A 21562-nucleotide genomic window follows, 5' to 3' on the forward strand; every position below is an offset into this window, starting at 1 on the left:
GATTGGTATTACACTCCCCGCCAATTACGCAGCTGGTTGGCTTCTTTTGATAACACCACCACTTCAGAGCGGGTCATCATATCTTGCAAGGCTAGTTTGTCACCGTTAATCAAAATCCATAGGTTGCCGATGCCCAGTAGTGACCAGACAAGGCGGGCGGTGGCGGTGACTGCACTGAGGCTTTGGCCGTTGGGGTGCTGAATCTTAAGTCGCCATGCGCGCATGCCAAGTGTTTGGCCGCCGCGGCTCCAAAAGGCCACATAAAAAGCGCCCACACATAAGGTGATCCACAATTGGTAAATGCCTTTGTAAAGTGGCGTGCCGTTGAGCAAGTCTGATACATGTTCGTAATCTTGCATGGCAATCATGCCGCTTGAGGTCAGGGCGGTAAACACGCCAAAGCCAATGGCGCCAGCAATCATGTAAACCGCTACGGCTAATAACAGATCGTAAACAATGGCGCCGATGCGACGAAAAAAGCCAGCGCGGGGAAAGTTAGCATGTTCAAAATTGGACATGGGAGATCCTATCGGTTGTGAAACAGGGCTGCTGTTTAGGCTTATTCTTGTTCTTCTTCACGAATGAAATGGATATTGTTAAAGCCAAAGCGTTCAAACTCTTTAATGCGAAAATCTTTTACCGCTTTGGAGCCTTTAGAGGTCATGGCGACTTGGGCTTCCATGGCAAGAAAGCGCGTAAGGTCAATCCCTTCGGCATCGGCCACGGCTTCGTACATGTCGTGGTACCTGTCGTAGACAAAGTTAATCTCTTTATACTGCTTTTTAAAGGTGTAGCCGACTTTACGTGCCATGTGATTCTCTATGCTGTGCAGCCCGTGAGGGCAGAATTTTCGCGCCGATTTTAGCGTAATTTGTGCTGTGTGCCTACTATAACCGACGCACCATATAGCAGGCATCAGTGGTGTAGCTGCTTAAATCTTTGTCGATAGGGCAGATTTCACAACCCATGGTCGACCAGTAGCTGCTGGCGCCCGCGATAGCCACCAAGCTGATACTGCCAAGCTGCAGTTGTTGGCCCTGTTGCAATAGTTGTTGAAAAAATGCCTGACCTAACCCTTGGCCACGCGCTAGAGGCGCAAGCGCCATATCGTGTAAATACAAAGTGTCGGGTTGCGGGCAAGGGCTGAGCTGCTGCGCCAATGCCGGAGGTGTGCCTAACAACCACGGATGCGCTAAACAGTAGCCGATGATCTTGCCATGATGCTCGGCGACAAAGCTGGTTTGAGGACCAAGCTCGGCTTTGTTTTGCATCACGGTTAACGATTCAGGTTCAATACTGGGATAACTCGCCGCTTGAATATCCATAATCGCTGGCCAGTCGCTGGCGTTAATACGGCGTATTTGCATCGTCAGTACCGCTTAGGTAGGTGATTAAGGGGTCGATTTCGCCAGTTTACCACAGTCGCTGAACCGCCGTGAATGCGGGGCGAGTGAGTATTTAATCAGCGGGACAGTTTGAGGTACTACGCCTGACAAAAGGATAATTGCTCGGCGCAAATTTGAATTTCTCTAATTCATGGGATTAGCTTATTGGCTGCCACATAATGCCTCCATCGCGTTATCACGCCCACTATTTACTCGCCTGTTGGAGGCCTTATGAAATCGACCGTATTTAGCTTACTCCCTACTTTAGCCCTTAGTGCGGCTATTACCAGTTCGATGGCGGTTGCCAATCATGACGATGTTCCAACACCGGTAGGAGTATCGGCAGAGTTTGGACAAATCCTTGCTGATCGCGCTGCGCCAGTTAGTGTGCCTACGCCGCAAACACTGCAGCAGTGGCAAGCTTTTCAAAAGAAATTTGATGCGCCGGGTATTGCGTTAGGTAAAGCGCTAGCTGAAAAGCATCAGGTGAGCTACGAGCAACAGCAAATAGCCGGTGTTGATACGTTTGTGGTGACGCCTAAACAGATTGCAAAGGAGCATCAGCAGCGCTTATTTGTTCACTTACATGGCGGTGCTTTCGTGTTTGGTGGCCAAGAGTCTGCGCTGCGTGAGGCGGTATGGATAGCGAATGGTTTGGGGGTTAAAGTGGTGTCGATTGATTATCGTAAACCGCCATTGCACGCGCATCCAGCGGCACTAGAAGACAGTGTTGCGGTATGGAAAGCGCTACTAGAAGCTCACGATCCGCAATCGATGGCACTATTTGGTACATCAGCTGGAGGCAACTTAACTTTAGCCACCACGTTGAAGTTGCAGCAACATGACCTACCATTACCTGCGGCGCTATTTACCGGGACGCCAGCCACAGATCTCGCGCAAACCACAGACAGTTGGTACACCTTGCAAGGGTTAGATCCGCTTGGGCAACGTGACGGCTTAGTGCAAGGCGCTATGGATCTTTATGCGGGAGAGACGCCTTTGAGTGACCCGTTATTATCACCTGTGAACGCTAATATTGAGCAGTTTCCACCTACCTTGTTGATTTCAGGCACCCGCGATTTGTTGCTTAGCGACACAGTGCGTATGCACCGAGTGTTGCGCGCCGCTGATGTTGATGCCCAGTTGCATATTTATGATGGCCAATCCCATGCAGATTACTTGCATGGTGCAATGACACCGTTTCCTGAATCTGATGATGCAATAAAAGAGCTTAACGCTTTCTTTAACCTGCACTTGAAGTAATCTCTCGACCAAGGCTGCCGATACCGGCAGCCTTCTTTATCGTTGCGCTTTTAGTGAAAATTCACGGGGTAGGCAGCTACTAGCTTAGAGCTGCACTGGGTAATTTTCGCTAACTGATGGTCAATATTAAGGAGCCTGAATGCTAACTCGTGTTTGGCGTCATTACTGTTCAGTATTACCCAGCAAATTTAGGCTGATTTCATGGCTTAACTTAATGATGCTACTTTGGCTTTGCAGCGCTCAAGCATTGGCTAATAATGAGCAGCACTTAGCTGATATCCGCAGCCCCAAAGCCACGTTAGCCAGCTTTGTTCATTTTTCTGACATAGTGATCCAGCACTGGCTCAACGAGCAGTTAAGTCAAAGCGAAGCGCAGCACGCGCTAGAGCAAACCTTGCGAACGATGGACTTGTCTTTGGTCGCCAACCGTGCCCGTACGGTGGTGGTGATGGAACGAGTGGTGTTGTTGCGGGAAATCATTGCCAGAATGGATCCTGCCAGCTTGGCTGATGCGCCCAATGTTGCCGAAGTCAACCGCAACGAGCTAACAAGTTGGCGCTTATCGCAGACAGACTTGTTAATTTCACAATCGGCCAGCCATGGTCAATTTCGCTTTTCAGCCAATACCGTGGCACAGTTGCCACGCTGGTATCGGCAGGTGTCTGCATTGCCTCATGTGCAGGAAGAGCGCGCTGATCTGTATCAGATATTTTTAGTTAGCCCAGGGCCGCTGTTTTCCAAGCAGTTGATTGATTCATTGCCCAGCTCTTTTAGTCAATTGTATGGCCCGCTACCGGCTTGGCAGTGGTTGGCTATTTTGCTGGTGATGTTCAGTTGCAAGTTATGCATTCAAGTTTGCTTTATGCTGGGGCGGCGTTGGAATGATCGCTGGCAGCAGAAAAGCATTAAATGGAAAGTGGGTAAGCTGCTCGCCTTGGTGGCGATTGTCATCATCCTCGCGGTGACGCGACGGGTGATAGATGATGGTATTTGGATCACCGGTCAAGTTTATCAGTTTTTCTCGTCGTCATTTTTGATTGGTCAGTTCTTCTTTATCTCATGGCTTATCATGGCCACCTTTAACTATATTGCGGCTATATTGGTGTTTAAAAAGCACCAAGGCCGTCACGTTGACTCATCTTTGTTGATCGTATTAGCACGGATAGCAGGTGGGCTAACTATCGCGTTACTGGGCATTTACGTGATTGAGTTTATGGGGGTGTCAATTTCGCCTATTTTGGCCGGTTTAGGTGTGGGCGGCTTAGCAGTGGCATTAGCGATTCGGCCAGTACTTGAAAATGTGATTAACGGTTTGACCTTGTATGCAGATGGCGGCATTAAAATTGGCGAGCTGTGCCGTTACGGTGACAATTTAGGCACGATTGAAAGCATTGGCCTACGCTCGACTCGCATTCGCACTTTAGAGCGTTCGCTAATCACCATCCCTAACTCTGAGTTTGCCAATATGGAAGTGGATAATTTAGAACGTCGAGATAAGCGCCGGATGGAGCATGTGTTTCGTTTTCGTTCCGAGCTGAGCCAAGATCAATTGCGACTGCTCTTAGTCAATGTACGTCGGGTGTTATTGCAGCATCCTATGCTTGACGAAGACCCAGTGAGGGTGCGATTTATGGGGGTCGGGGAATTTGCCTATTTAATCAATGTGGTGGTTTATATCAAGTGCCGCGATACTGAGGAGTTTATGGCGGTTCAGGAAGATGTGTTGTTTATGGTGATGCGCCAGGTTGAGCTGGTTGGCGCCCAACTGGCGTTTTCTAATCAATATCAGTTTGCAGGTAAATTGGCGGCAATCGATGCGCAACATAAACAAAAAGCCACTGATACTGTGCAACAATGGCACGATAATCATAACTTTCCGTTTCCTGACTTTAGTGCGGAATATCGTTATGAAATTACCGATACCATTATTTATCCCGCCAATACAGCAGCGACGCGGCAAAAGTCCCAAGGCTAAACGGCATTGGTTCCGCTGCGAATGATAGCTTAGGGGAGCGCGCTAAAAAACTCTTCAATTGTGTGTTGCAGCAATTGGTTTAGCGGTAATCCTCTTTTGGACTGCAGATAACCACCAAAGTACTGAACTTGTCGGTATTGTGCTGCTAGAGGGGGCAGCGGATAAAAGGCTAGCTCATCATCCATGGCGGCCACCACGGCACTGCCAAATAGGATTGCATCTGAATGTTTAAGCTGGTTAATCACCACATTGACGTTGTGGGTCACTAATACCACATTGGCTTGATAGCCTTTATTCAAATATATCTCTTCTATGGGGGAGCGTTTAGTGTTCAGGCCGTCTACAGCCACGCGCGCTACCGGCAATGAGTGCATGGTTTCCCAGTCTGAGCCCTGACTGAGTACCGGGTGGTCTTTCTTGGCGACAATACCGAATTTGACCTGTTTGAGGTTATGCTGATAGACATCTTGAGGCAGCGGGTAGCCGCTGAGATGGATGAGGTAATCTATCTCGCCTTTGAGCACTTCTGTTAACGAGTTATCTTGCCAATAGTTTAACTTGAACTTAGCGTTAGGAAGCTGTTGACGCAACTTGTCAAAGATAGCCTCACCATGTATTTCAAGAAAATAAATATGCATGGCCAGCGTGATGGTACCCGCATAGGTTTGCGGGTCAAACTCTTGGTATTGCTCTATCACTTTGACAATGGGGTTGAACATTTCATCGGCAGCTTCGGCGAGTTTTTCGGCGAGCTCTGAAGGTTCAACGCCATGGGCTTTGCGCACAAATAACTGATCGCCAAATGACTCTCGCAGTTTGGCTAAGCCTCGGCTGACACTGGTTTGCGAAATGCCGAGCTTGTCTGCTGCTGCGTGAGTGTTGCGGGTTTCCACTACCGCTTTGAGTATTTTGAGCAGATTGAGATCTAAATCTTGTACGTTTTTCATCGTGCAATATGCCTACTGTCGATGGCTTTGATAATGAGCCAAGTGTGTTAAGCATAAGGGAAATAATAACTATTGGAAATATCTATATGCTGGTGTTGTTTGCAGGGGAGTTTGACTTGCTGCGACGGTTTGGCATGGGGGCGTTGTAAGCTTATTACCCGAGGTTGATGCCAAACCGTGCAGCGTTTGCTACTTGAAAAAGTAGGCTTGGTTGCTGCAGGGTTACAGGATTAATGCTATCTCTTGTACCACTTCGGCAATACCTGCAGTAAAGAACTGCACGCCCATACAAATCAATAAAAAGCCCATGATGCGAGTAAAGGCATTAATGCCGCTGTCACCCAGTAGCTTTAACAGTGGGTAGGCCATGCTTAAGGTAAATGCCGCGATGGCACTGACAATGGCAAAACCCATGACCACGCCACTATAAATACTTAAACTCGCCACAGGTTGTTGGTCGGTGGCGATTTCAGCAGCCAAGCTGATGATCAGTGCCATGGTGCCTGGGCCGCACAGGGATGGGATTGTCAGCGGTACCAGCGCGATTGAACCTTGGCTATTAGGGCACTCATTGGTAGTGGGCTTAGGAAACAGCATGTTAAAGCCTATCACCATAATTATCATGCCGCCGCCTAGCCTAAGACTAGGAATTGAAATGCTAAAAAGCTCCAACACTGATGTGCCAATTAAAAAGGTGATAGTGAGGGCAAAGAACAGGTAGATACCGACGGTTTTTGATTGCTTAGTCATGTATTGCCGATCTTTGCCTTTGCTGAGACCAAGAAAAATCGAGGCCGCAGCAGGTGGGTTCATCATAGGTAGCAGACCAATGACGGTGAGGATAAGGTAGGTAAATAAGGTTTCAAAGTGCATAGTTTATTCTCATAAATTTAGTTGGCAAGTTCATAAAAACTCAAGGATCACAGTAAGAACATTTGGCATAGAATCAGTACAGAGAAAAAGGCAATTGCATCGGTTACTGTGGTTAAAATGGGGCTTGAAAGCATGGCAGGGTCGAGCCTTAACCCTTTTAGTATCAGTGGTAAGCAACCGCCGATTACCGCTGCTAGCGTTGATGAGATGGTATAAGCCAATGCCACAATGATCGGTAGACCAATGTCTAGCTGTTGCTGGGTGAAAACTAATAGCATTGCCATAATAGTGCCGAGAATGACACCGTTGATGGCACCAATAGGCAGCTCTTTGGCCGCGACAAACAGCAAGTCCTTGTAGCTGATATGGCCCGTTGATAGTTCACGTATTGATACTGCCACTGCCTGATTTCCCGCCGCACCAGAAAGGTTTGCCACTAGCGGTAAAATAGCTGCTAGCAGAGCAATCTGCTCAATCAAAGATTCAAAGTTAGTAATGATGGAAATGGCGGCGTAGCTGAGCACCACCGACGGCAACAAAAATGCAAGCCGACGGAGGTTACGGGAAAAGGTCGGCATGTGACGGAACTCGTCACCACCCAATACTCCTGAGTTTTCTAAAAGTTGCTGCTGGGATTGTTCGAGCAATGCCTGATTTAACTGGTTGCGGCCAACAACACCAATTTGTAAGCCATTACTGTCGACCACCGGTAAGGTGGGGTGAACACTGTTGTCGAGTTCATGGCTCAATGTTTGTAAATCAAGTTGTGGATCGATGCTGACGATGCTCGGATCAATGTGATCGACCAAGATATCTTCAGGTGCAAGCAGCAACAGATCATGGATTTTTACCGCGCCCAGATAGTTACCATATTGGTCATATAGATACACGTAGCGCCATTCTAACTTTTCAGTGAACAGGCCTTGATTTTGCAGTTGCTGCTGCAGTTCACTGACTTGGCTTAATCCCGAAACCTTAATGATGTCATTGTTGCAGATACCACCTGCGAAATGTGAATGATAGGCAAGGCTGGCATGTTGCTCAGTTTGAGTTGCTTGCGGCAGTGTTTGTAGTAATTGCTTCCTCAGAGTCTTTGGTAATAGCAGTAATAGCTTACGACGATCGACAGAACGCAAATCATGAAACAAGTTACCTGCGATACTAAATGGTAACCCTTGGATTAATGCGACCTGTTGTTCTGTGGTGAGGTGGTTAAACAAGTGAGTCGCAGTTTGTGACTCATCTTGGTTGAGTAATCGCCATAGTTGTATGGTATCAATCTCCTCAAGTCGGCGCAGTACTAACGCTAGATTGACTGAATCAGCATGGCTGGCCAATTCAACAATCGTAGTGTGATTAGCTTGCTCAATGGCGGTTAGCAATGCGTGATGCAATGCTACCGCTTGTTCTGAGTGTAACGCGGGTGCGAGTCGGGTCATATCGGTTGCGTATCCCTAGTTGTTTTGTGGATCTTCAAGGTCATGGGCGATCACACGGTTTTGCTATGTCTATTGCGTTTAAATAGTCGAACAATAAGGGTGCAAGAAGCGACGAGCATTAGGCCAAAACTCCCTATAATCAGCCATTTAGTTAGCAAGGGTTGGTACTCACTCACTAAAGGGTGTTTAATCACCCATTGGCCGACAAGTAATAGGGTTAACACCCAATAGGCCGCACTGATGAGGCTGATGAACAGCGTTCGCCACGGGTTAATGTGAGTAATGCCCATTAGCATCGGGGTCAGTACCCGTACAAAGGGCACAAAACGTGAGAAAAATAACGACAGTAAGCCGTATTTATTCAACAGTTTCTTGGCTTTAGGTAATGCGTTGCTCGGTAAGCTGCGCTGCGCCTTTTGCATGAAAAGGCCATCTTGCAACCAGTAGCCTTGGTAATAGGCGAGCATGGTGCCGCTAAACGCTGCTAAGGTGAGTAGGATGAATGCGGGATAGAACTCAATGAACCCCATACCAATCATGCCACCGACAAATAGCACTAGGCCATCACCCGGTAACGGTAGAAAGAAAAAGCTCGATTCTAAAAACAGTACTAATGTCAGTAGCAGTAGTAGTAATAAAAACGATGGCATTGCCAACAAGGCATCAAAATCTTGCAGCCAAATGGCCGTTAGCATTTCAGACATAAAAACCTCAAATAAATCATGCAGCCTGCGCGTTAGGCATGCAGGCTGCTTTCGAGCTTAATGAATTAGTCGAACATCAAAATGATGTAGGCGAAGAACAGTACTAGATGCACCGCACCGTTGAGGGAGTTGGTTCTGCCGCTGCTAAAGCTGACGATACTCATCAGTAACGTTGCCCCTAATAGCACCATCTCTGCTGGTGCTAGCCCTAATTGAATCGGCTCATTGACAAAGTTTGAGATAAATAACACTGCGGGTACGGTTAAGGCGATGGTGGCCAGCACCGAACCAAAGAACAGGTTCATAGCGCGCTGAAGCTGGTTACTTAGTGCTGCTTTGATGGCGCCAACGGCTTCGGGTGCCAAGATGATTAATGCCACCACTAAACCGCCCAGGGCAGCTGGTGCTCCCATCACTGAAATACTGTCATTGATTGGAATGGCTAAGCCCTTAGCCAGTAGAATCACTACCGCAAGATAGGCAACTAACATCACGCTGTGGAATACGGTGCTGTTTACTGGCCCATGGTGGTCATGGTCATCTTGATTGTCCGCATCGATAAAAAAGTGTGTATGACTGCGGGTTTGAATAAACAGAAATAGCCCGTAAAGTGCGATTGAGGCTAGTACCAATGTCCAGGTTAAGCCTGTAGACATATTGCCTTGGGCATCGGTGCTGGTGAAATTCGGTAGCACTAAACATAGGGTTGCCAGTGGGATAATTGCCAGCATGTAGGCTTTAATCCCATCGAGGTTATAGCTTTGAGTGTGATATTTAATCCCACCAATGAGCAGGGTCACACCGACAAAACCATTGAGCACCGTCATCACTACAGCAAACATAGTGTCTCTGGCGAGCACGGGATTTGCATCACCAGTTAACATGACCGATGACACCATGATCACCTCTAGCGAAATCACAGCCAGTGTCAGAATGAGGGTACCGTAGGGGTCGCCTAATTTAATGGCTAAGGCATCGGAATGCCTCACGACCGCGAAGATCATCCGCATCACCACATAAAACAACACTGCTGTAGTGACCAGGTAGGGTACGATTGCCAGATTGGTGGCGAGTAGGTTCTCACCAATCAGTTTGAAAAAGATAATGGTAAATATGCCGAGTATTAGCGGATATTCACCTTTAAGTGCAGTAAACATAGTGGTTTCCTAAAGTTTATCAGCAAAGAGAAGCTAGACGTTGGCCGGATTGCCTTGGCGAGTAGATTAAGCAGTGCGCACTGTTGGGCCTATGGTTTCCACAAATTCATTTTTGCATTGGCTCGATAGTCAAATATGCATTTCTGTAATTCATGTGGTTGTGAATAGTGCAGGGCTAAGATGGGGTTTTTACTGACTATGGTTCAATTATGGAAACGATGGTTTACCTGCACGATCGCTGCTATCAAATTCTTGATGTAGGCGATGGTGATTGTTTGATAAGGTTGATTGATACTCAGCAGTTCTCGCAGGTAATGGCTTGCGCAAACGAGCAACTGCAAACTGGGGAGAGGTTGATTTATATTGCGGTGCCGTTTTGGCAAAGCGGTATTGATATCACTCAGATCTCGATTGAAGACAGCATCACACTAGCCAAAGATCTTCACTTACTGATTGATATTTTTTGGTTGGATGAAGTACGGATAGATATTGCCCCCATGCCAAAGACCTTTGCCAATATCTTGCAAGGCCAGGCAGAAGGGCGTTTTGTGGTGGAGCCACGTACCACAGCGGCTTGATGTGGCACGTGAACATGGCAAAGCACTTTGTTGAGCGGCTATAGATAACGCTGCTGTAAGTGGTGCTTAAAATGATCGGGGTTGAGCGACTCCCCGGTGGCGTGTTTGACCAGCTCATCGGTGGTCAATAATGCGCCTTTAGACCAAATGTTCTGTTGTAGCCAAGCGCAGATATCATTGAGCTTACCCGCACTAACTAGGCTGTCGATATCACCTAGTTGCGCCTCAATACTGTGCTTGAACTGCGCGGCATACATGGCGCCTAAGCTGTAGCTTGGGAAGTAACCCAGTTCACCCACTGGCCAGTGAATATCTTGCATACAGCCCATTTTATCATTGCCTTTGGTGCTTAACCCTAGCAGTTGCTGCATGTGTTGATCCCAAAAATCAGGTAGGTCATCGACCGTAAGTTCGCCGTTAACCATGGCTTGCTCCGCTTCAAAGCGCAGCATGATATGGCATGGGTAGGTGACTTCATCGGCATCAACGCGGATAAAGCCAGGCTCCACTCGCGAATAAATTTGCTGCAGTTGCGCTAGTGAAAGCTCACTGCCTAAGTGTTGTTTCAGTAACGGCGCTAACAGACTTAGAAAGCCACTGCCACGGGCCATTTGCATCTCGAAGAACAGGCTTTGGCTTTCGTGAATCGCCATTGACCGATACTGCCCTGCGGGCTGGCCGCGCCATTCAATGGGCAGGCCTTGTTCATAACGTGCATGACCAGTCTCATGAATGATCCCCATCAAGCCGCTGGTAAAATCGCTTTCGTCAAAGCGGGTAGTGAGGCGAATATCGCTACTGCTGCCGCCACAAAATGGGTGACTGCTGATATCGAGTCGACCATGATTAAAGTCAAAACCGAGCAAGCTCATGACTGCGCGACCAAGCTTTGCTTGGCTGTCGGCGCTGTATGGCGGGATGACAATGCTAGCTTGGCTTTGTTGTTTGGCTCGTATTTGGCTAATCAGTTGTGGTAACCAGCTTTTAACTTGGTTGAAAATATCACTGATGCGTTGGCTGTCCATTCCCGGCTCAAACTTTTGCAGCAAGGCATCATACGGGGATAGCTGTTGCTGCTCGCCCCGAATTTGCGCTTCCTCACGCACTAAGCTGATCACCTTTTTGAGGTTAGGTGCAAAACCTTGCCAGTCGTTATTGGCGCGTTGCTCACGCCAGGCATGTTCACAGGCGTAGGCCTGTTTAGTTTTGGCTTCTACTAAGTCGCTGGGCACTACGGTTGCTTGGCCATAGTGATACTGCATCTCCCTTAAGTTGGCCTGCTCAGTTGACGTTAAGGTTTCATCTTGGGCGTACTCTAGCCATTCACCCACTTGCGGATCGCTTTTAAGCTGGTGGATGTGTTTAGCCAGCTCTGCCATAGCACCTGCCCGAGCTTCACTGCCACCAGGAGGCATCATGGTGGCCTGATCCCAATCGCCGAGCGCATTGAGATGTTCAAATTGGGCTATTTGATTAAATCGAGCGCTAAGTCGCTGATAGGCAGTGTTGTCTTGGCTCATACTGGCTCCTTGTTTTTACCACAAACAGGCGGTGACTAGTTGACTAACAAGCCTAACGCTGGCTGCTGATTATTAGGCTGCAACACATAGGTTTTATGGTGTTTGACTAGGCTGGTTTTCTTATTACCTTGGCTAAGTAGTAAACCGTGCTTAGCCGCGGCCGCGGCAAGTTGCTGTTCATCGGCGCGCACAAAAATGTTAATGGCCTTAACCACTTCACCTTGGTCGATATGTTGCTCAAATTGACTGGCATCAATCACTAAGCTGGCGCTACCATCGCTGTCGAGTTTCAGTTTGGTATCAACATCGCAATCAATAATCACCACCCAGTCTTGTTCGTCAAGCTCATCTAGCATCGCTTGCAGCTTGTCACCTAACTGTTTGCTGTCTGCTAAGGCTAAGTATTGCTCGTCGATACGCTGCATTAAAGCGGGCAGTTGTGCGCCTGCGCCCATGCTACGGCCGTTGCGGATCCAGGTATTTATGTCGTCAGCAACCAATTTAGAGAAGCGACGCTCTTTTAATGCTTGTACCAAAAAGCTACATAAAAAATGGCTTTCTGCGGCGGGTGTCTGAATGGCTTTGGTACTTTGTTTGCGTTCGGCTAGTGCGCTAAGACCGGCTTGGACAAGTTCAACAATGGCTTGGTTATAGGTTTGGGCGGACATGGGGTCTCCACAAAAAAGGCGCCTAAATTTATCGCCAAGATTATAGCTTAATGCTGCGCGGTTGCGGTAAACAAAGTTGTGATGCTAGCCCTGATAAGGCCAAAAAAAAGGCCGCAATTGCGGCCAACATGGAGTTAACGAAATAGGAGTGATGCGGCGATAATAGCCGCACGGTTTGCTTAGTCGGCAATCAAGCTGGCGGCGGTGATGATCAATTTAGGATCGGCGCGGACACGGAAGTTAGGGTTGACGTATTGAAAGTGAACTAAGCCATCTTCATCAACAATGTAAATGGCTGGCACAGGCAGCACTAAACGCTCATCTCCAGCTGGGGTGGTCCATAGTTTATTGCCGAGCTGCATTTTTTTACGGTAGCGTTCGGTAGTCTTTTCGCTGGTGTAATAAGCTAAACCAAAGGCACGCATTACATGTAACTCGCTGTCAGACACTAAAGTGTAATCAAGTTTTTGGTCGGTAAGTGAGTCTTGCAGCATTTTAGGTGAGTCAGGTGATATGCCAATCAGCTGAAAGCCCATTTTTAGCAGATCTTGCTCAATGGCTTTTAGTTGTCCCATTTGGGCATTACAAAATGGACACCAACCACCACGGTAAAAAAATATCACGCTTGGCTTTCCATCAATGAGTTTGGCGATATCAGTTTGGCTACCGTCTAACGTACTGACTTGTGCTGATGGTACAGTTTGCCCGTTCATTAACGGGGCGACACTCAGGTCATCGTCTGCGATAGGTTTAGCTGCGCTGGGTAAGGCAAAAAAGATTAACAGTAGGCTAAGACGGGCAATAAACGGCATTTTCTCTCCGGTAAAATTTGGCTGATTGTTTGCGTTACCAAACAAGACCCTGCTAGTGCAGAAAATATTTCACCGCGATCGAAAATAAATCATATTGATCAAAAAAGGCACCTTTTGGTGCCTTAATCGTGTAACAAAAAATCTTATGACCGTACGTCGATTATTTTGCCTTCTTTGTTTTGGCGTTGGCTGAGTTTTTCAATTTTACTCGGCGCGACCCCATGTTCTTTTCAGCGACCACTTGGGCGCCGACATTATCGCTACGCTGTTGACGTTTAGCAAAGCTACGACGCTTCTGCAGCTGCTTGATAAGTAGCTCACGGCTACCCACTTCATAACCTGGAATGGTGATCCGGCGGATTTTATTGCCAATCAATTTTTCAATATCGGCTAAGGTGCGCTCTTCTTCACGGCTGACTAATGAGATAGCTACGCCACTGCGACCAGCACGACCAGTACGGCCAATACGGTGCACGTAATCTTCGGCCAGAAACGGCAAGTCGTAGTTCACTACGTATTCAAGTTCTGGAATATCCAGACCACGAGCCGCCACTTCTGTTGCCACTAACGCGCGCACTTTGCCTTCTTTAAATTCACGTAACGCACGGCGACGATTCCCTTGGGCTTTTTCGCTGTGAACCACGGCTGATGGAATACCATCGAGATTGAGTTCTTTTACTAAAGTATCTGCTGCTTCGCGGGTAGCAGTAAATACCAACACTTGTTGCCAGTTCTTTTTACCTATGAGTTCTGACAGCAGTTCGCGTTTGCGGCGTTGCTCTACCGGATAAACAACTTGGCTGACGGTAACCGCGGTAGTGTTTTGCTTGTCGACACTAATCAGCTTAGGTTTAACCAACATCTCATTGGCTAGTTGTTTAACTGCACTAGAGAAGGTGGCAGAAAACAGTAGATTTTGACGATTGTTGTTTACCGCTTGAAGAATCTTTTGAATATCGCTAATAAAGCCCATGTCGAGCATGCGATCGGCTTCATCTAACACCATAAAGTCAACGTGTGACAAGCTGAGGTTACAGGCTTGCAAGTGCTCTAGCAGGCGTCCGGGTGTGGCCACAATAATATCAGCGCCGCGCTTTAGCTTATTGGCTTGAGTATCCATTTTTACCCCGCCATAAATCGTCAGCACTGAAATAGGCAGGTAACGGCTGTACTCTTTTATGTTGTCAGCCACTTGCGCGGCAAGCTCGCGGGTTGGGGCTAAAATAAGAGCCCGGGTGTTAGAACGCTGGGTATCGCTTGGGTTATCGAGCATTTTTTGCAAAATAGGCAAAGCAAATGCTGCCGTTTTACCGGTACCGGTTTGCGCGCTCGCGAGTACATCTTGGCCACGGCGAATCGCGGGAATGGCTTGCTGTTGGATCGGGGTCATTTTCTGATATCCACAATCAGCGACAGCGCGCAAAATCTCAGGGGCAAAACTAAAAGATTCAAATTTCATGGGGATATCCTATTAATTACCGAACTTGAGCATAGGCCAAATCGAGCACTGAACTAATATTAAGCGATTTAGCGGCCGCGGAGTATAGCAAATCTTTTAGGTTTGCACCTGATCTTTATTATTTATCTGTTGGATATTGGCTTCTTAGCTGGGGGAGGGGGTATCGCCTTCCGGGCGGGGTATGTGTTTAAAGTTAGGCTATCGCCATTTAGTGAGTATAGTGACGCCTTCCCAGCGGGGGATGTGCAGGTGCTTTTTCGGGACGCTTTACGCCATCCATGGCCGCTTAACGAAAACATCCATGTTTTCGATACCCTCAACCGCACCTGCACTGGGTTAACTATTTCTTCGAATTTACCGTTGCCTGTGGTATGCACGTTCGATGAATACCTAACTTATTTAAATACTTGTAGCGTCTACTTTTATTGGTAGTGAAGTCGGTAAAATAGAAAGCAAGCCTTGATGGCAATGAATATATGAGAAGACATCTATGGATGTGGCCAATTTTTATTGACCACCATATCCCAACGCCCATTTAAAGGGCTGATAACTGTTTGCTAAAATGTGTAGTGAAGCGGAACTGAGCCTACTGATTGAGTTCAGTTTAAAGTGTTTGTTAAATACCTATTATGCTGATTCTAGTGTTCTGTCAGTAGAAATAACCAACTCAGAAAAGAATCTTACACATTTATCTAATTCATCTCTTTTTACAATGCCTGGCTTGGTTATATCAACTTGAGCAAGATGAACAGCCTCGCCTCTTCTTTTTAACCATTTATTCAAGTTTTTCCTCACTTGATCAGGATGTTGGTAATTGTTCCAGACCCACTTTTCTGTCACGTCAATTCCAAAGAATTCTTCAAATAACTTCTTAGTTTTTTGTGAGTCTGGGTTATGAAACATTTTAAGGCGAGTCGTAAATTGTTCTTCCATGAAGTTTCCAACATGACAGCCTTTTAATGCACCAAATTTGTTTTCAAAAAGTTCAGTCGCAATGTCTTCTACATATGTTTCCCAAGCAGTTAAGACCATTATCAAAGTTGCACGTTTTAATACTTCAGGCGGTAATTCGCCTCCACATTTATTCAATGAGTCATAACAATCTAGTAATTCCTGAGCATCAGAAATTGCTAGATTAAAGTTTTTCGATGAAACTGACATAATTTGGATACCTTCCTTGTATTTAACGCCCTAATAATGGGCAATAAAATGTTGAGGAACGAAAACAGCCAACTGTTTTTTGTCCTTATTAATTAGCTTGTTATACATCGCTATCACTAGACCACGGTAATTGAATATACAGTAATGCTTGAATAATTAAACTTAAAATTGAAAAACGAAATATAGAATTAAGGTTTAATTCTTGAGCATCTAAATAATCACCTGCAGCGCAGAAAAGAATAAAAGCTAACGTACTCAATACAGAGAAAATTACCGCTTTTATATATTTATTTAGCTGAACACCTTCTAACTTCGAAAAAATGTAAACGGAAGCCATTAGGCTCGGTAATAGAAACAACATATACAATGGAATTAAGGCGTTTTCGTAATTATTATCCAGCAACGAATCAATTATTATGTATATCGATATCGGAAAATACACCAAAGATACAAACTTAATTGTTGATTGTAGATTCGATTTAAATTGATTCAAATGCACTCCATGCCTGAAAGGTGTATAACAGTATATTAGGCTGAATTCCGCATAATAACGGACAGCCATGTTGCTTTTAATACTAGCAAGTTAACTTAAAAGTTATTCACCTTCAATAGCTTATGAACAAGTCGAGGGTGATTTATCTTCATTGTTCGCTGTAGAAAGTCGCAGTTGACTTATTTGTGACGCTTTTCTGCTGCTATGAAAAAGAAATTATCGATAAGTCAGAGGCTAATTGGAAGTTCATCGGTGCTCGAGTTCTCAGTTTCCTCGTTTTGCTCGTTTTCATGGCTTTTTTGGAAAGAGCGATAACTGTACAAAGCGCTGTCAAATCGAAGCAAGTAGAATCCCAGTACAAGCACTTCTGTGACACGCTGTGGATATATCCCTATACGCTTGGCCATGACATCCCTGTCATGGACAGTCACAGCCGCGCTTGCACTGGGTATAATTTCTCTTTGAATTTACCGTTTACTGTCCCATGAAGATGTAATAGATGGATAACCTATCTAGATTCAACTAAGGCCAGACGCTACAAGGGAGTTCCCGTCGCGAAATTTCGCTTTTTGAAATGTTCGCCGGGCGTTATGGTGGTTGCAAGGAGGATGAGGACGAGCAGTCCTCCTTGCCCGGTGCAGGATGGAATCCTGCGATCTATTGCCAAACGTAGTTTGGCGGATGTTACCGTTCAACGCTGGATGAGCGTCCAACAATGCCCCGCTGGGAAGCGACACTATTTGCTAAATCATCAAGGTGGATGATTACCCACCCCTTGTTCTGGTTTGGTGTGCGGTGGAACCTAACCTCTGGCCGAGAGGCCCAAAAAAGCCACCTTAAATTAGGTGGCTTCTTAAATTGGAGGGTTAACCGCGAGGTTAAATGGCTTGAGTCACTTGATGTAGCCAGTCGAGATCTTCACCTTGCATATGTGGGGCGATGGCCTCAAATACTCGTTGGTGATAGGCGTTCAGCCAATTGATTTCCGCCTCGTTTAATAGCGACTTATCAAACAAACGTGTATCCATTGGGATCAGCGTTAACGGGTTAAACTCAAACATCTCGCGCTCTGCATCGGCAAGGCTTGTTGCAGGGCGGACTTCTACTAGGTTTTCTAAGCGAATACCAAACTCGTTGGCGCGGTAGTAGCCTGGCTCGTTAGATAGCACCATGCCCGGTAGTAAGGCGACATTGTTACTGTTTTTGGCGATACGCTGTGGTCCCTCGTGCACACTGAGGAAATGGCCCACACCGTGGCCAGTGCCATGATCATAATCAAAACCGTATTGCCATAGGTGCTGACGGGCAAAACCATCGAGTTGCTGGCCGGTTGTACCGCGGGGGAATTTGGCTTGATCTAACGCAATGTGGCCTTTTAACACTAAGGTGGTCATTTTGCGCTGTTCAGCCGTGGTTTCGCCAATGGCGATAGTACGGGTCACGTCGGTGGTGCCGTCTAGATATTGGGCGCCAGAGTCAACCAAGTAGATGCTGTTATCTTGCATCATGGCAGGGGTGCCATTGTTGTGGTTGTAGTGACACATGGCGGCATTGCCGCCGGTGGCAGAAATGGTGTCAAAGCTAGGCTCGATGTATTGTGCATCTTTGAGTCTGAAAGATTCGAGCTTGTCGGCAAGCTGGCCTTCATCATAAAAACGTTTTGCCGCCACTTCACGGTCTAACCAGGCTAAAAACTGGCTAACGGCAACGCCATCACGAATATGGCAAGCTGTCATACCGGCTAGTTCAGCCTCATTTTTTTGTGCTTTTATCAGGGCGACGGGATCGCTTGCGGCAATCAGTTTAGCACCATGGTTGGCTGCTGTGAGCTGTAACCAAGCATTGGCGTTGTTGGGGTCGGCTAATAGATTCACACCGTCAAGGTTAGCCAAAGCTCCAGCTAGGGCTGATTCGTCACATAAACTAACGCCTGAACCCACATGCTCTTGGGTCCCTGCTGGTAGCTTGCTGAGGTCGGTAAACACCTGCATGTCGCCATTGGCGTGCAGTAAGCCGGTGCAAAGAATAACAGGCAGGCGCGGTACATCGTTGCCACGTAGATTTAATAACCAACAGCAGGAGTCTAATGCGGCAACGAGTGCAACATCAGCGCCTTGTTTGGCAATGGCAGCTCCAATTTGTTGACGTTTATCCAAACTGCTGCGACCGGCGCTTTGCTCATCAAACAGACGGGCTGCTTGGTTAGATAATGCAGGTCGGTTTTGCCAGTTGCTGTCGATAGGGTTTTGCTCAACGGCCACTAATTGCATCTGTTGGCTGCTAAATAGCGCTTGTGCGTTCTGTTGCCAGCTTAGTGGATGTAACTTGGCATCATAGCCGATACGTGCGTTGGCGCTCAGCTGCTCAGCTAACCACGGCAATTGCGGCACATCAGTGAGGCTTAAATATTCAAACAGAGATGAATCTACCTGCTGGGCAACTTGCACGGTATAGCGGCCATCAATAAATATTGCGGCGCTATCTTTCAACACAATAGCCATACCCGCTGAACCGGTAAAGTCACTGAGCCAGTGCAGGCGCTCGTTGCGTTCAGGCACATATTCACCTAAGTATTCGTCGGCGCGTGGAACAATAAAAGCATCTAAGTTAGCTTTGGCCATTTCAGCGCGGACTGCGCTAAGACGATCGGCAATTGATTGGGTCATAAACTCTCCAAGGACGGCAGCCGGTTAGGGCATAGAGGTTGTGAGAAAGTGGCTGATTATGGCAGTTGAATATGTGTGAGGGAAGGTTAGGCGACAATTTTCTTTATGCAAATTTTACCTGAGTGTAAAACTTAATGTTATGGTGTTGTTTTTTAGGCGGTTTGCCGCAATCCATTTTGTCTAAGTTTAGGGATTTAACTATGGCCAAGAATGTTTGGATTCTCACCTTAGCGCAAGCGTTTGCCATGAGCGCAACGCCGATGATGATGCTGTTAGGTGGCATTATCGGCGCAAAGCTAGCCCCCAGTGAAGCGTTAGCTACGCTGCCAATTGCATCTATGGTGATTGGCGTGGCGTTATCGGTTGTGCCAGTGAGCCGCTTGATGCGTCGTTTTGGTCGTAAACCCCTGTTTATTGCCGGCGCGTTATGGGCTGCAATATCGGGCGGGGTGGCTATCATCGCCACCGGGCAGCAATGGTTTGCGCTGTTTTGTCTCAGTGGCTTTATGCTAGGTAGTGCCGGCGCGGTAGTGCAACAGTATCGTTTTGCGGCGATGGAGTCGGTCAGTGCCGAGTTGGCACCTAAGGCGGCGTCGCGGGTTTTAGTCGGTGGCTTAGTCGCGGCTTTTGTGGGGCCAGAACTCGCCGTATTGGGTGGCGAGTTGATTAGTCTTCCCTATGTAGGGGCCTTTATGTTCTTAAGTTTGGTGAGCTTGGGCGCAGCCATCATCTTAAGTTTTTATGATAGCCAAGCCGAAGTGACACAGCAGCAGGCAAGTGATGATCGACTCGATAGCACGCCCGTGTCGCCGCGGCCGCTGATACATATTTTGGCAACGCCTGGGGTCTGGGTCGCCATTTCTGCGGCAACCATAGGTTATGCATTAATGAGCTTTGTGATGACGGCCACCCCACTGCACATGCACCATATTGAGCATCATTCACTGGCCGATACTAAATGGGTGATTCAAAGCCATATTATCGCCATGTATCTGCCGTCCCTGTTTAGTGGTTATTTGATTGCTAAATGGGGCACATCGAAAATGATGCTTATTGGCTTACTGGCCTATGTGGTCACTATTGTCGTGGCCTTAATGGGGGCTGAGTTACTTAACTATTGGTTGGCGTTAGTGTTATTAGGCATAGGTTGGAACTTTTTGTTTGTGTCCGGCACGGTGTTATTACCACGTTATTATGCGCGCAGTGAACGCTATAGCATGCAATCATTTAACGATTCATTTGTGTTTGGTGCCCAAGCCATTGCGTCATTAAGTGCAGGCTGGGTGATTCATTTACTCGGTTGGCAAGTTTTACTGCTCAGTTGTATTCCGTTTATTGCACTACATTTATTGCTAATGGCTTGGCAATACTTCTACAGCAAGCAGGCTTCGGCAGTTGAAAATAGCTGATGCGACTGTTTAGGTGTGTGGCGGGTATAAATTAATTATTTTCAACCTATTAGGTGAGAGCTAACGCACTTTAGATGACATAAGATAGGTTAAGATTTTATAGCGAAAATGTACCGCTAATGTGTTAATGTGACTGCCACATAAAAAGAAAATTAAGCGCTCACGGATGGCGACGTTTGGGGCAAGTTATGCAAAAAATTACGGTTGATATTGGCGGTACCAAAGCACTATTTCAAATCAGCTTTGATGGTCGTACTGAGCAATACAAGATCTTAACTGGCGAAGGCTTTAACGCGACGGTTCTCAATCAGCAACTGTCTGAGTTAGAGAGTGATTACGGTTTAACTGGCTATCAGTTGGCTATCGCTGTGCCGGGGCTAGTGAGAGATAACACCCTGTTGACCAGCAAGTCACTGCCTTGTCTCAATGGCTTAACCGCTGAGCACCTGGCCACTGAGGCTGCTAATGTCATTATTTATAACGACATTGATGCGGGGATGCAGGCGGTATGCGACCCTAAACACACCAGCGAGTTACTGGTGATGGCTGGTACGGGCATTGGTATGTCGATTGCGCTTAATGGTAAACCATTTTCTGGCGCAAGTGGCTTGGCGGGTGAGTTAGGCCATTGCCGAGTGATGACCGAATCTGGTGAGTTTAGTTTAGAGCAGCTTGCCAGTGGAGATTCAATTCGTACCCGCGATTTAAAAACCCCTGCACAACTTTATCGCGCTGGCAGCTACCTTGGCATGGGCTTGGCTTGGGCCGTAAACCTGTTTAATCCTAACCGTATCTGGTTGGCGGGTGGCATGATGAACAATCCCGACTATTACAAAGGTTGTATTAACGCGATCAATGAGATGGCGTTACCTGATCCCCTCAGTGAAACTCAAATTGGCCGAGTAGATGACATGGAAACTTTGGTCTGCAGAGGCTTAAGTGTATTGCTAGATAGATCTTAACTTTTCTCCTATTGAGTTATTTGTTGAGCAAAACGGCGCGATTCGCGCCGTTTTGCCATCAGTTTGAATATTTTTCTACTGCATATTTGTA

The 21562-nt window shown here is 47.0% G+C and carries 19 protein-coding genes; 5 read left to right on the forward strand and 14 right to left on the reverse strand.

The annotated features are described in order from the left end of the window. Window positions 1-8: 8 nt before the first annotated feature. The 3 genes from FLM48_RS04885 to FLM48_RS04895 all read right to left on the reverse strand — a co-directional run bounded on the left by FLM48_RS04885 (window position 9) and on the right by FLM48_RS04895 (window position 1367). Entirely contained in the window at window positions 9-518 is a 510-nt protein-coding gene (locus tag FLM48_RS04885; RefSeq protein WP_028773246.1) for an RDD family protein, read from the reverse strand. Window positions 519-559: 41 nt separating this feature from the next. Continuing rightward, the gene (locus tag FLM48_RS04890; protein ID WP_028773247.1) at window positions 560-811 is read right to left on the reverse strand and encodes a DUF2960 domain-containing protein; all 252 of its coding nucleotides are present in this window, start codon (window positions 809-811) and stop codon (window positions 560-562) included. Window positions 812-887: 76 nt separating this feature from the next. Further along, a complete protein-coding gene (locus FLM48_RS04895) occupies window positions 888-1367 on the reverse strand; it encodes a GNAT family N-acetyltransferase (protein ID WP_179023857.1) in 480 nt (159 codons plus the stop codon). Window positions 1368-1616: 249 nt separating this feature from the next. On the opposite strand from FLM48_RS04895, the gene FLM48_RS04900 reads away from it, so the two are divergent. Further along, window positions 1617-2648, forward strand: coding sequence for an alpha/beta hydrolase (locus FLM48_RS04900; protein WP_179023859.1), 1032 nt, complete (start codon window positions 1617-1619; stop codon window positions 2646-2648). 139 nt (window positions 2649-2787) lie between these two features. Next, a complete protein-coding gene (locus FLM48_RS04905) occupies window positions 2788-4623 on the forward strand; it encodes a mechanosensitive ion channel family protein (RefSeq protein ID WP_218645329.1) in 1836 nt (611 codons plus the stop codon). A 29-nt stretch (window positions 4624-4652) separates the two neighbouring features. Here FLM48_RS04905 and FLM48_RS04910 read toward each other — a convergent pair whose 3' ends face one another. From FLM48_RS04910 to FLM48_RS04930, 5 genes are all read right to left on the reverse strand, one after another. Continuing rightward, a complete protein-coding gene (locus FLM48_RS04910; RefSeq protein ID WP_179023861.1) occupies window positions 4653-5570 on the reverse strand; it encodes a LysR family transcriptional regulator in 918 nt (305 codons plus the stop codon). A 222-nt stretch (window positions 5571-5792) separates the two neighbouring features. Further along, complete coding sequence (locus FLM48_RS04915; RefSeq protein WP_179023863.1) at window positions 5793-6443, reverse strand: MarC family NAAT transporter; 651 nt, start codon at window positions 6441-6443, stop codon at window positions 5793-5795. A gap of 47 nt (window positions 6444-6490) precedes the next feature. Then, complete coding sequence (locus FLM48_RS04920) at window positions 6491-7882, reverse strand: magnesium transporter (RefSeq protein ID WP_179023865.1); 1392 nt, start codon at window positions 7880-7882, stop codon at window positions 6491-6493. A gap of 50 nt (window positions 7883-7932) precedes the next feature. Beyond that, window positions 7933-8586, reverse strand: coding sequence for a DedA family protein (locus FLM48_RS04925; protein WP_179023867.1), 654 nt, complete (start codon window positions 8584-8586; stop codon window positions 7933-7935). Window positions 8587-8651: 65 nt separating this feature from the next. Further along, window positions 8652-9743 carry a calcium:proton antiporter gene (locus tag FLM48_RS04930; RefSeq protein WP_179023869.1) on the reverse strand — a complete coding sequence of 364 codons (1092 nt, stop codon included), beginning with the start codon at window positions 9741-9743 and terminating at the stop codon, window positions 8652-8654. Between the two features lie 209 nt (window positions 9744-9952). Between FLM48_RS04930 and FLM48_RS04935 the strand changes: the two genes are divergently transcribed. After that, on the forward strand, window positions 9953-10321 hold the full coding sequence (locus FLM48_RS04935; protein WP_179023871.1) for a hypothetical protein: 369 nt from the start codon (window positions 9953-9955) through the stop codon (window positions 10319-10321). Window positions 10322-10359: 38 nt separating this feature from the next. Here FLM48_RS04935 and FLM48_RS04940 read toward each other — a convergent pair whose 3' ends face one another. From FLM48_RS04940 to FLM48_RS04965, 6 genes are all read right to left on the reverse strand, one after another. Then, a complete protein-coding gene (locus FLM48_RS04940) occupies window positions 10360-11841 on the reverse strand; it encodes a carboxypeptidase M32 (RefSeq protein ID WP_179023873.1) in 1482 nt (493 codons plus the stop codon). Window positions 11842-11876: 35 nt separating this feature from the next. Continuing rightward, complete coding sequence (locus tag FLM48_RS04945; RefSeq protein ID WP_179023875.1) at window positions 11877-12509, reverse strand: DUF2913 family protein; 633 nt, start codon at window positions 12507-12509, stop codon at window positions 11877-11879. A gap of 179 nt (window positions 12510-12688) precedes the next feature. After that, window positions 12689-13321 carry a peroxiredoxin-like family protein gene (locus tag FLM48_RS04950; protein WP_179026275.1) on the reverse strand — a complete coding sequence of 211 codons (633 nt, stop codon included), beginning with the start codon at window positions 13319-13321 and terminating at the stop codon, window positions 12689-12691. A 160-nt stretch (window positions 13322-13481) separates the two neighbouring features. After that, a complete protein-coding gene (locus tag FLM48_RS04955) occupies window positions 13482-14780 on the reverse strand; it encodes a DEAD/DEAH box helicase (protein ID WP_179023877.1) in 1299 nt (432 codons plus the stop codon). Window positions 14781-15407: 627 nt separating this feature from the next. Continuing rightward, window positions 15408-15941: a HEPN domain-containing protein gene (locus tag FLM48_RS04960; protein WP_179023879.1), complete on the reverse strand. Its 534-nt coding sequence runs from the start codon at window positions 15939-15941 to the stop codon at window positions 15408-15410. Window positions 15942-17312: 1371 nt separating this feature from the next. After that, window positions 17313-19100, reverse strand: coding sequence for an aminopeptidase P family protein (locus FLM48_RS04965; RefSeq protein WP_179023881.1), 1788 nt, complete (start codon window positions 19098-19100; stop codon window positions 17313-17315). Window positions 19101-19300: 200 nt separating this feature from the next. Between FLM48_RS04965 and FLM48_RS04970 the strand changes: the two genes are divergently transcribed. Next, window positions 19301-20509 (forward strand): MFS transporter, encoded by a 1209-nt coding sequence (locus tag FLM48_RS04970; protein WP_179023882.1) that lies wholly within the window; start codon window positions 19301-19303, stop codon window positions 20507-20509. A gap of 188 nt (window positions 20510-20697) precedes the next feature. Continuing rightward, window positions 20698-21471: an ROK family protein gene (locus FLM48_RS04975; RefSeq protein WP_028774318.1), complete on the forward strand. Its 774-nt coding sequence runs from the start codon at window positions 20698-20700 to the stop codon at window positions 21469-21471. Window positions 21472-21562 lie beyond the last annotated feature (91 nt).

The sequence above is a fragment of the Shewanella sp. Scap07 genome (assembly GCF_013394145.1).
In the GTDB taxonomy this organism is placed as follows: Bacteria; Pseudomonadota; Gammaproteobacteria; order Enterobacterales; family Shewanellaceae; genus Shewanella; species Shewanella waksmanii.

Excerpts from the sequence above, each read along its gene's own strand:
- FLM48_RS04910 (WP_179023861.1), bottom strand. The coding sequence starts at position 5,570 with ATGAAAAACGTACAAGATTTAGATCTCAATCTGCTCAAAATACTCAAA.
- FLM48_RS04965 (WP_179023881.1), bottom strand. The coding sequence starts at position 19,100 with ATGACCCAATCAATTGCCGATCGTCTTAGCGCAGTCCGCGCTGAAATG.
- FLM48_RS04950 (WP_179026275.1), bottom strand. The coding sequence starts at position 13,321 with ATGCCGTTTATTGCCCGTCTTAGCCTACTGTTAATCTTTTTTGCCTTA.
- FLM48_RS04955 (WP_179023877.1), bottom strand. The coding sequence starts at position 14,780 with ATGAAATTTGAATCTTTTAGTTTTGCCCCTGAGATTTTGCGCGCTGTC.
- FLM48_RS04905 (WP_218645329.1), top strand. The coding sequence starts at position 2,788 with ATGCTAACTCGTGTTTGGCGTCATTACTGTTCAGTATTACCCAGCAAA.
- FLM48_RS04945 (WP_179023875.1), bottom strand. The coding sequence starts at position 12,509 with ATGTCCGCCCAAACCTATAACCAAGCCATTGTTGAACTTGTCCAAGCC.
- FLM48_RS04920 (WP_179023865.1), bottom strand. The coding sequence starts at position 7,882 with ATGACCCGACTCGCACCCGCGTTACACTCAGAACAAGCGGTAGCATTG.
- FLM48_RS04960 (WP_179023879.1), bottom strand. The coding sequence starts at position 15,941 with ATGTCAGTTTCATCGAAAAACTTTAATCTAGCAATTTCTGATGCTCAG.
- FLM48_RS04925 (WP_179023867.1), bottom strand. The coding sequence starts at position 8,586 with ATGTCTGAAATGCTAACGGCCATTTGGCTGCAAGATTTTGATGCCTTG.
- FLM48_RS04940 (WP_179023873.1), bottom strand. The coding sequence starts at position 11,841 with ATGAGCCAAGACAACACTGCCTATCAGCGACTTAGCGCTCGATTTAAT.
- FLM48_RS04970 (WP_179023882.1), top strand. The coding sequence starts at position 19,301 with ATGGCCAAGAATGTTTGGATTCTCACCTTAGCGCAAGCGTTTGCCATG.
- FLM48_RS04935 (WP_179023871.1), top strand. The coding sequence starts at position 9,953 with ATGGAAACGATGGTTTACCTGCACGATCGCTGCTATCAAATTCTTGAT.
- FLM48_RS04890 (WP_028773247.1), bottom strand. The coding sequence starts at position 811 with ATGGCACGTAAAGTCGGCTACACCTTTAAAAAGCAGTATAAAGAGATT.
- FLM48_RS04975 (WP_028774318.1), top strand. The coding sequence starts at position 20,698 with ATGCAAAAAATTACGGTTGATATTGGCGGTACCAAAGCACTATTTCAA.
- FLM48_RS04915 (WP_179023863.1), bottom strand. The coding sequence starts at position 6,443 with ATGCACTTTGAAACCTTATTTACCTACCTTATCCTCACCGTCATTGGT.
- FLM48_RS04930 (WP_179023869.1), bottom strand. The coding sequence starts at position 9,743 with ATGTTTACTGCACTTAAAGGTGAATATCCGCTAATACTCGGCATATTT.
- FLM48_RS04900 (WP_179023859.1), top strand. The coding sequence starts at position 1,617 with ATGAAATCGACCGTATTTAGCTTACTCCCTACTTTAGCCCTTAGTGCG.
- FLM48_RS04895 (WP_179023857.1), bottom strand. The coding sequence starts at position 1,367 with ATGCAAATACGCCGTATTAACGCCAGCGACTGGCCAGCGATTATGGAT.
- FLM48_RS04885 (WP_028773246.1), bottom strand. The coding sequence starts at position 518 with ATGTCCAATTTTGAACATGCTAACTTTCCCCGCGCTGGCTTTTTTCGT.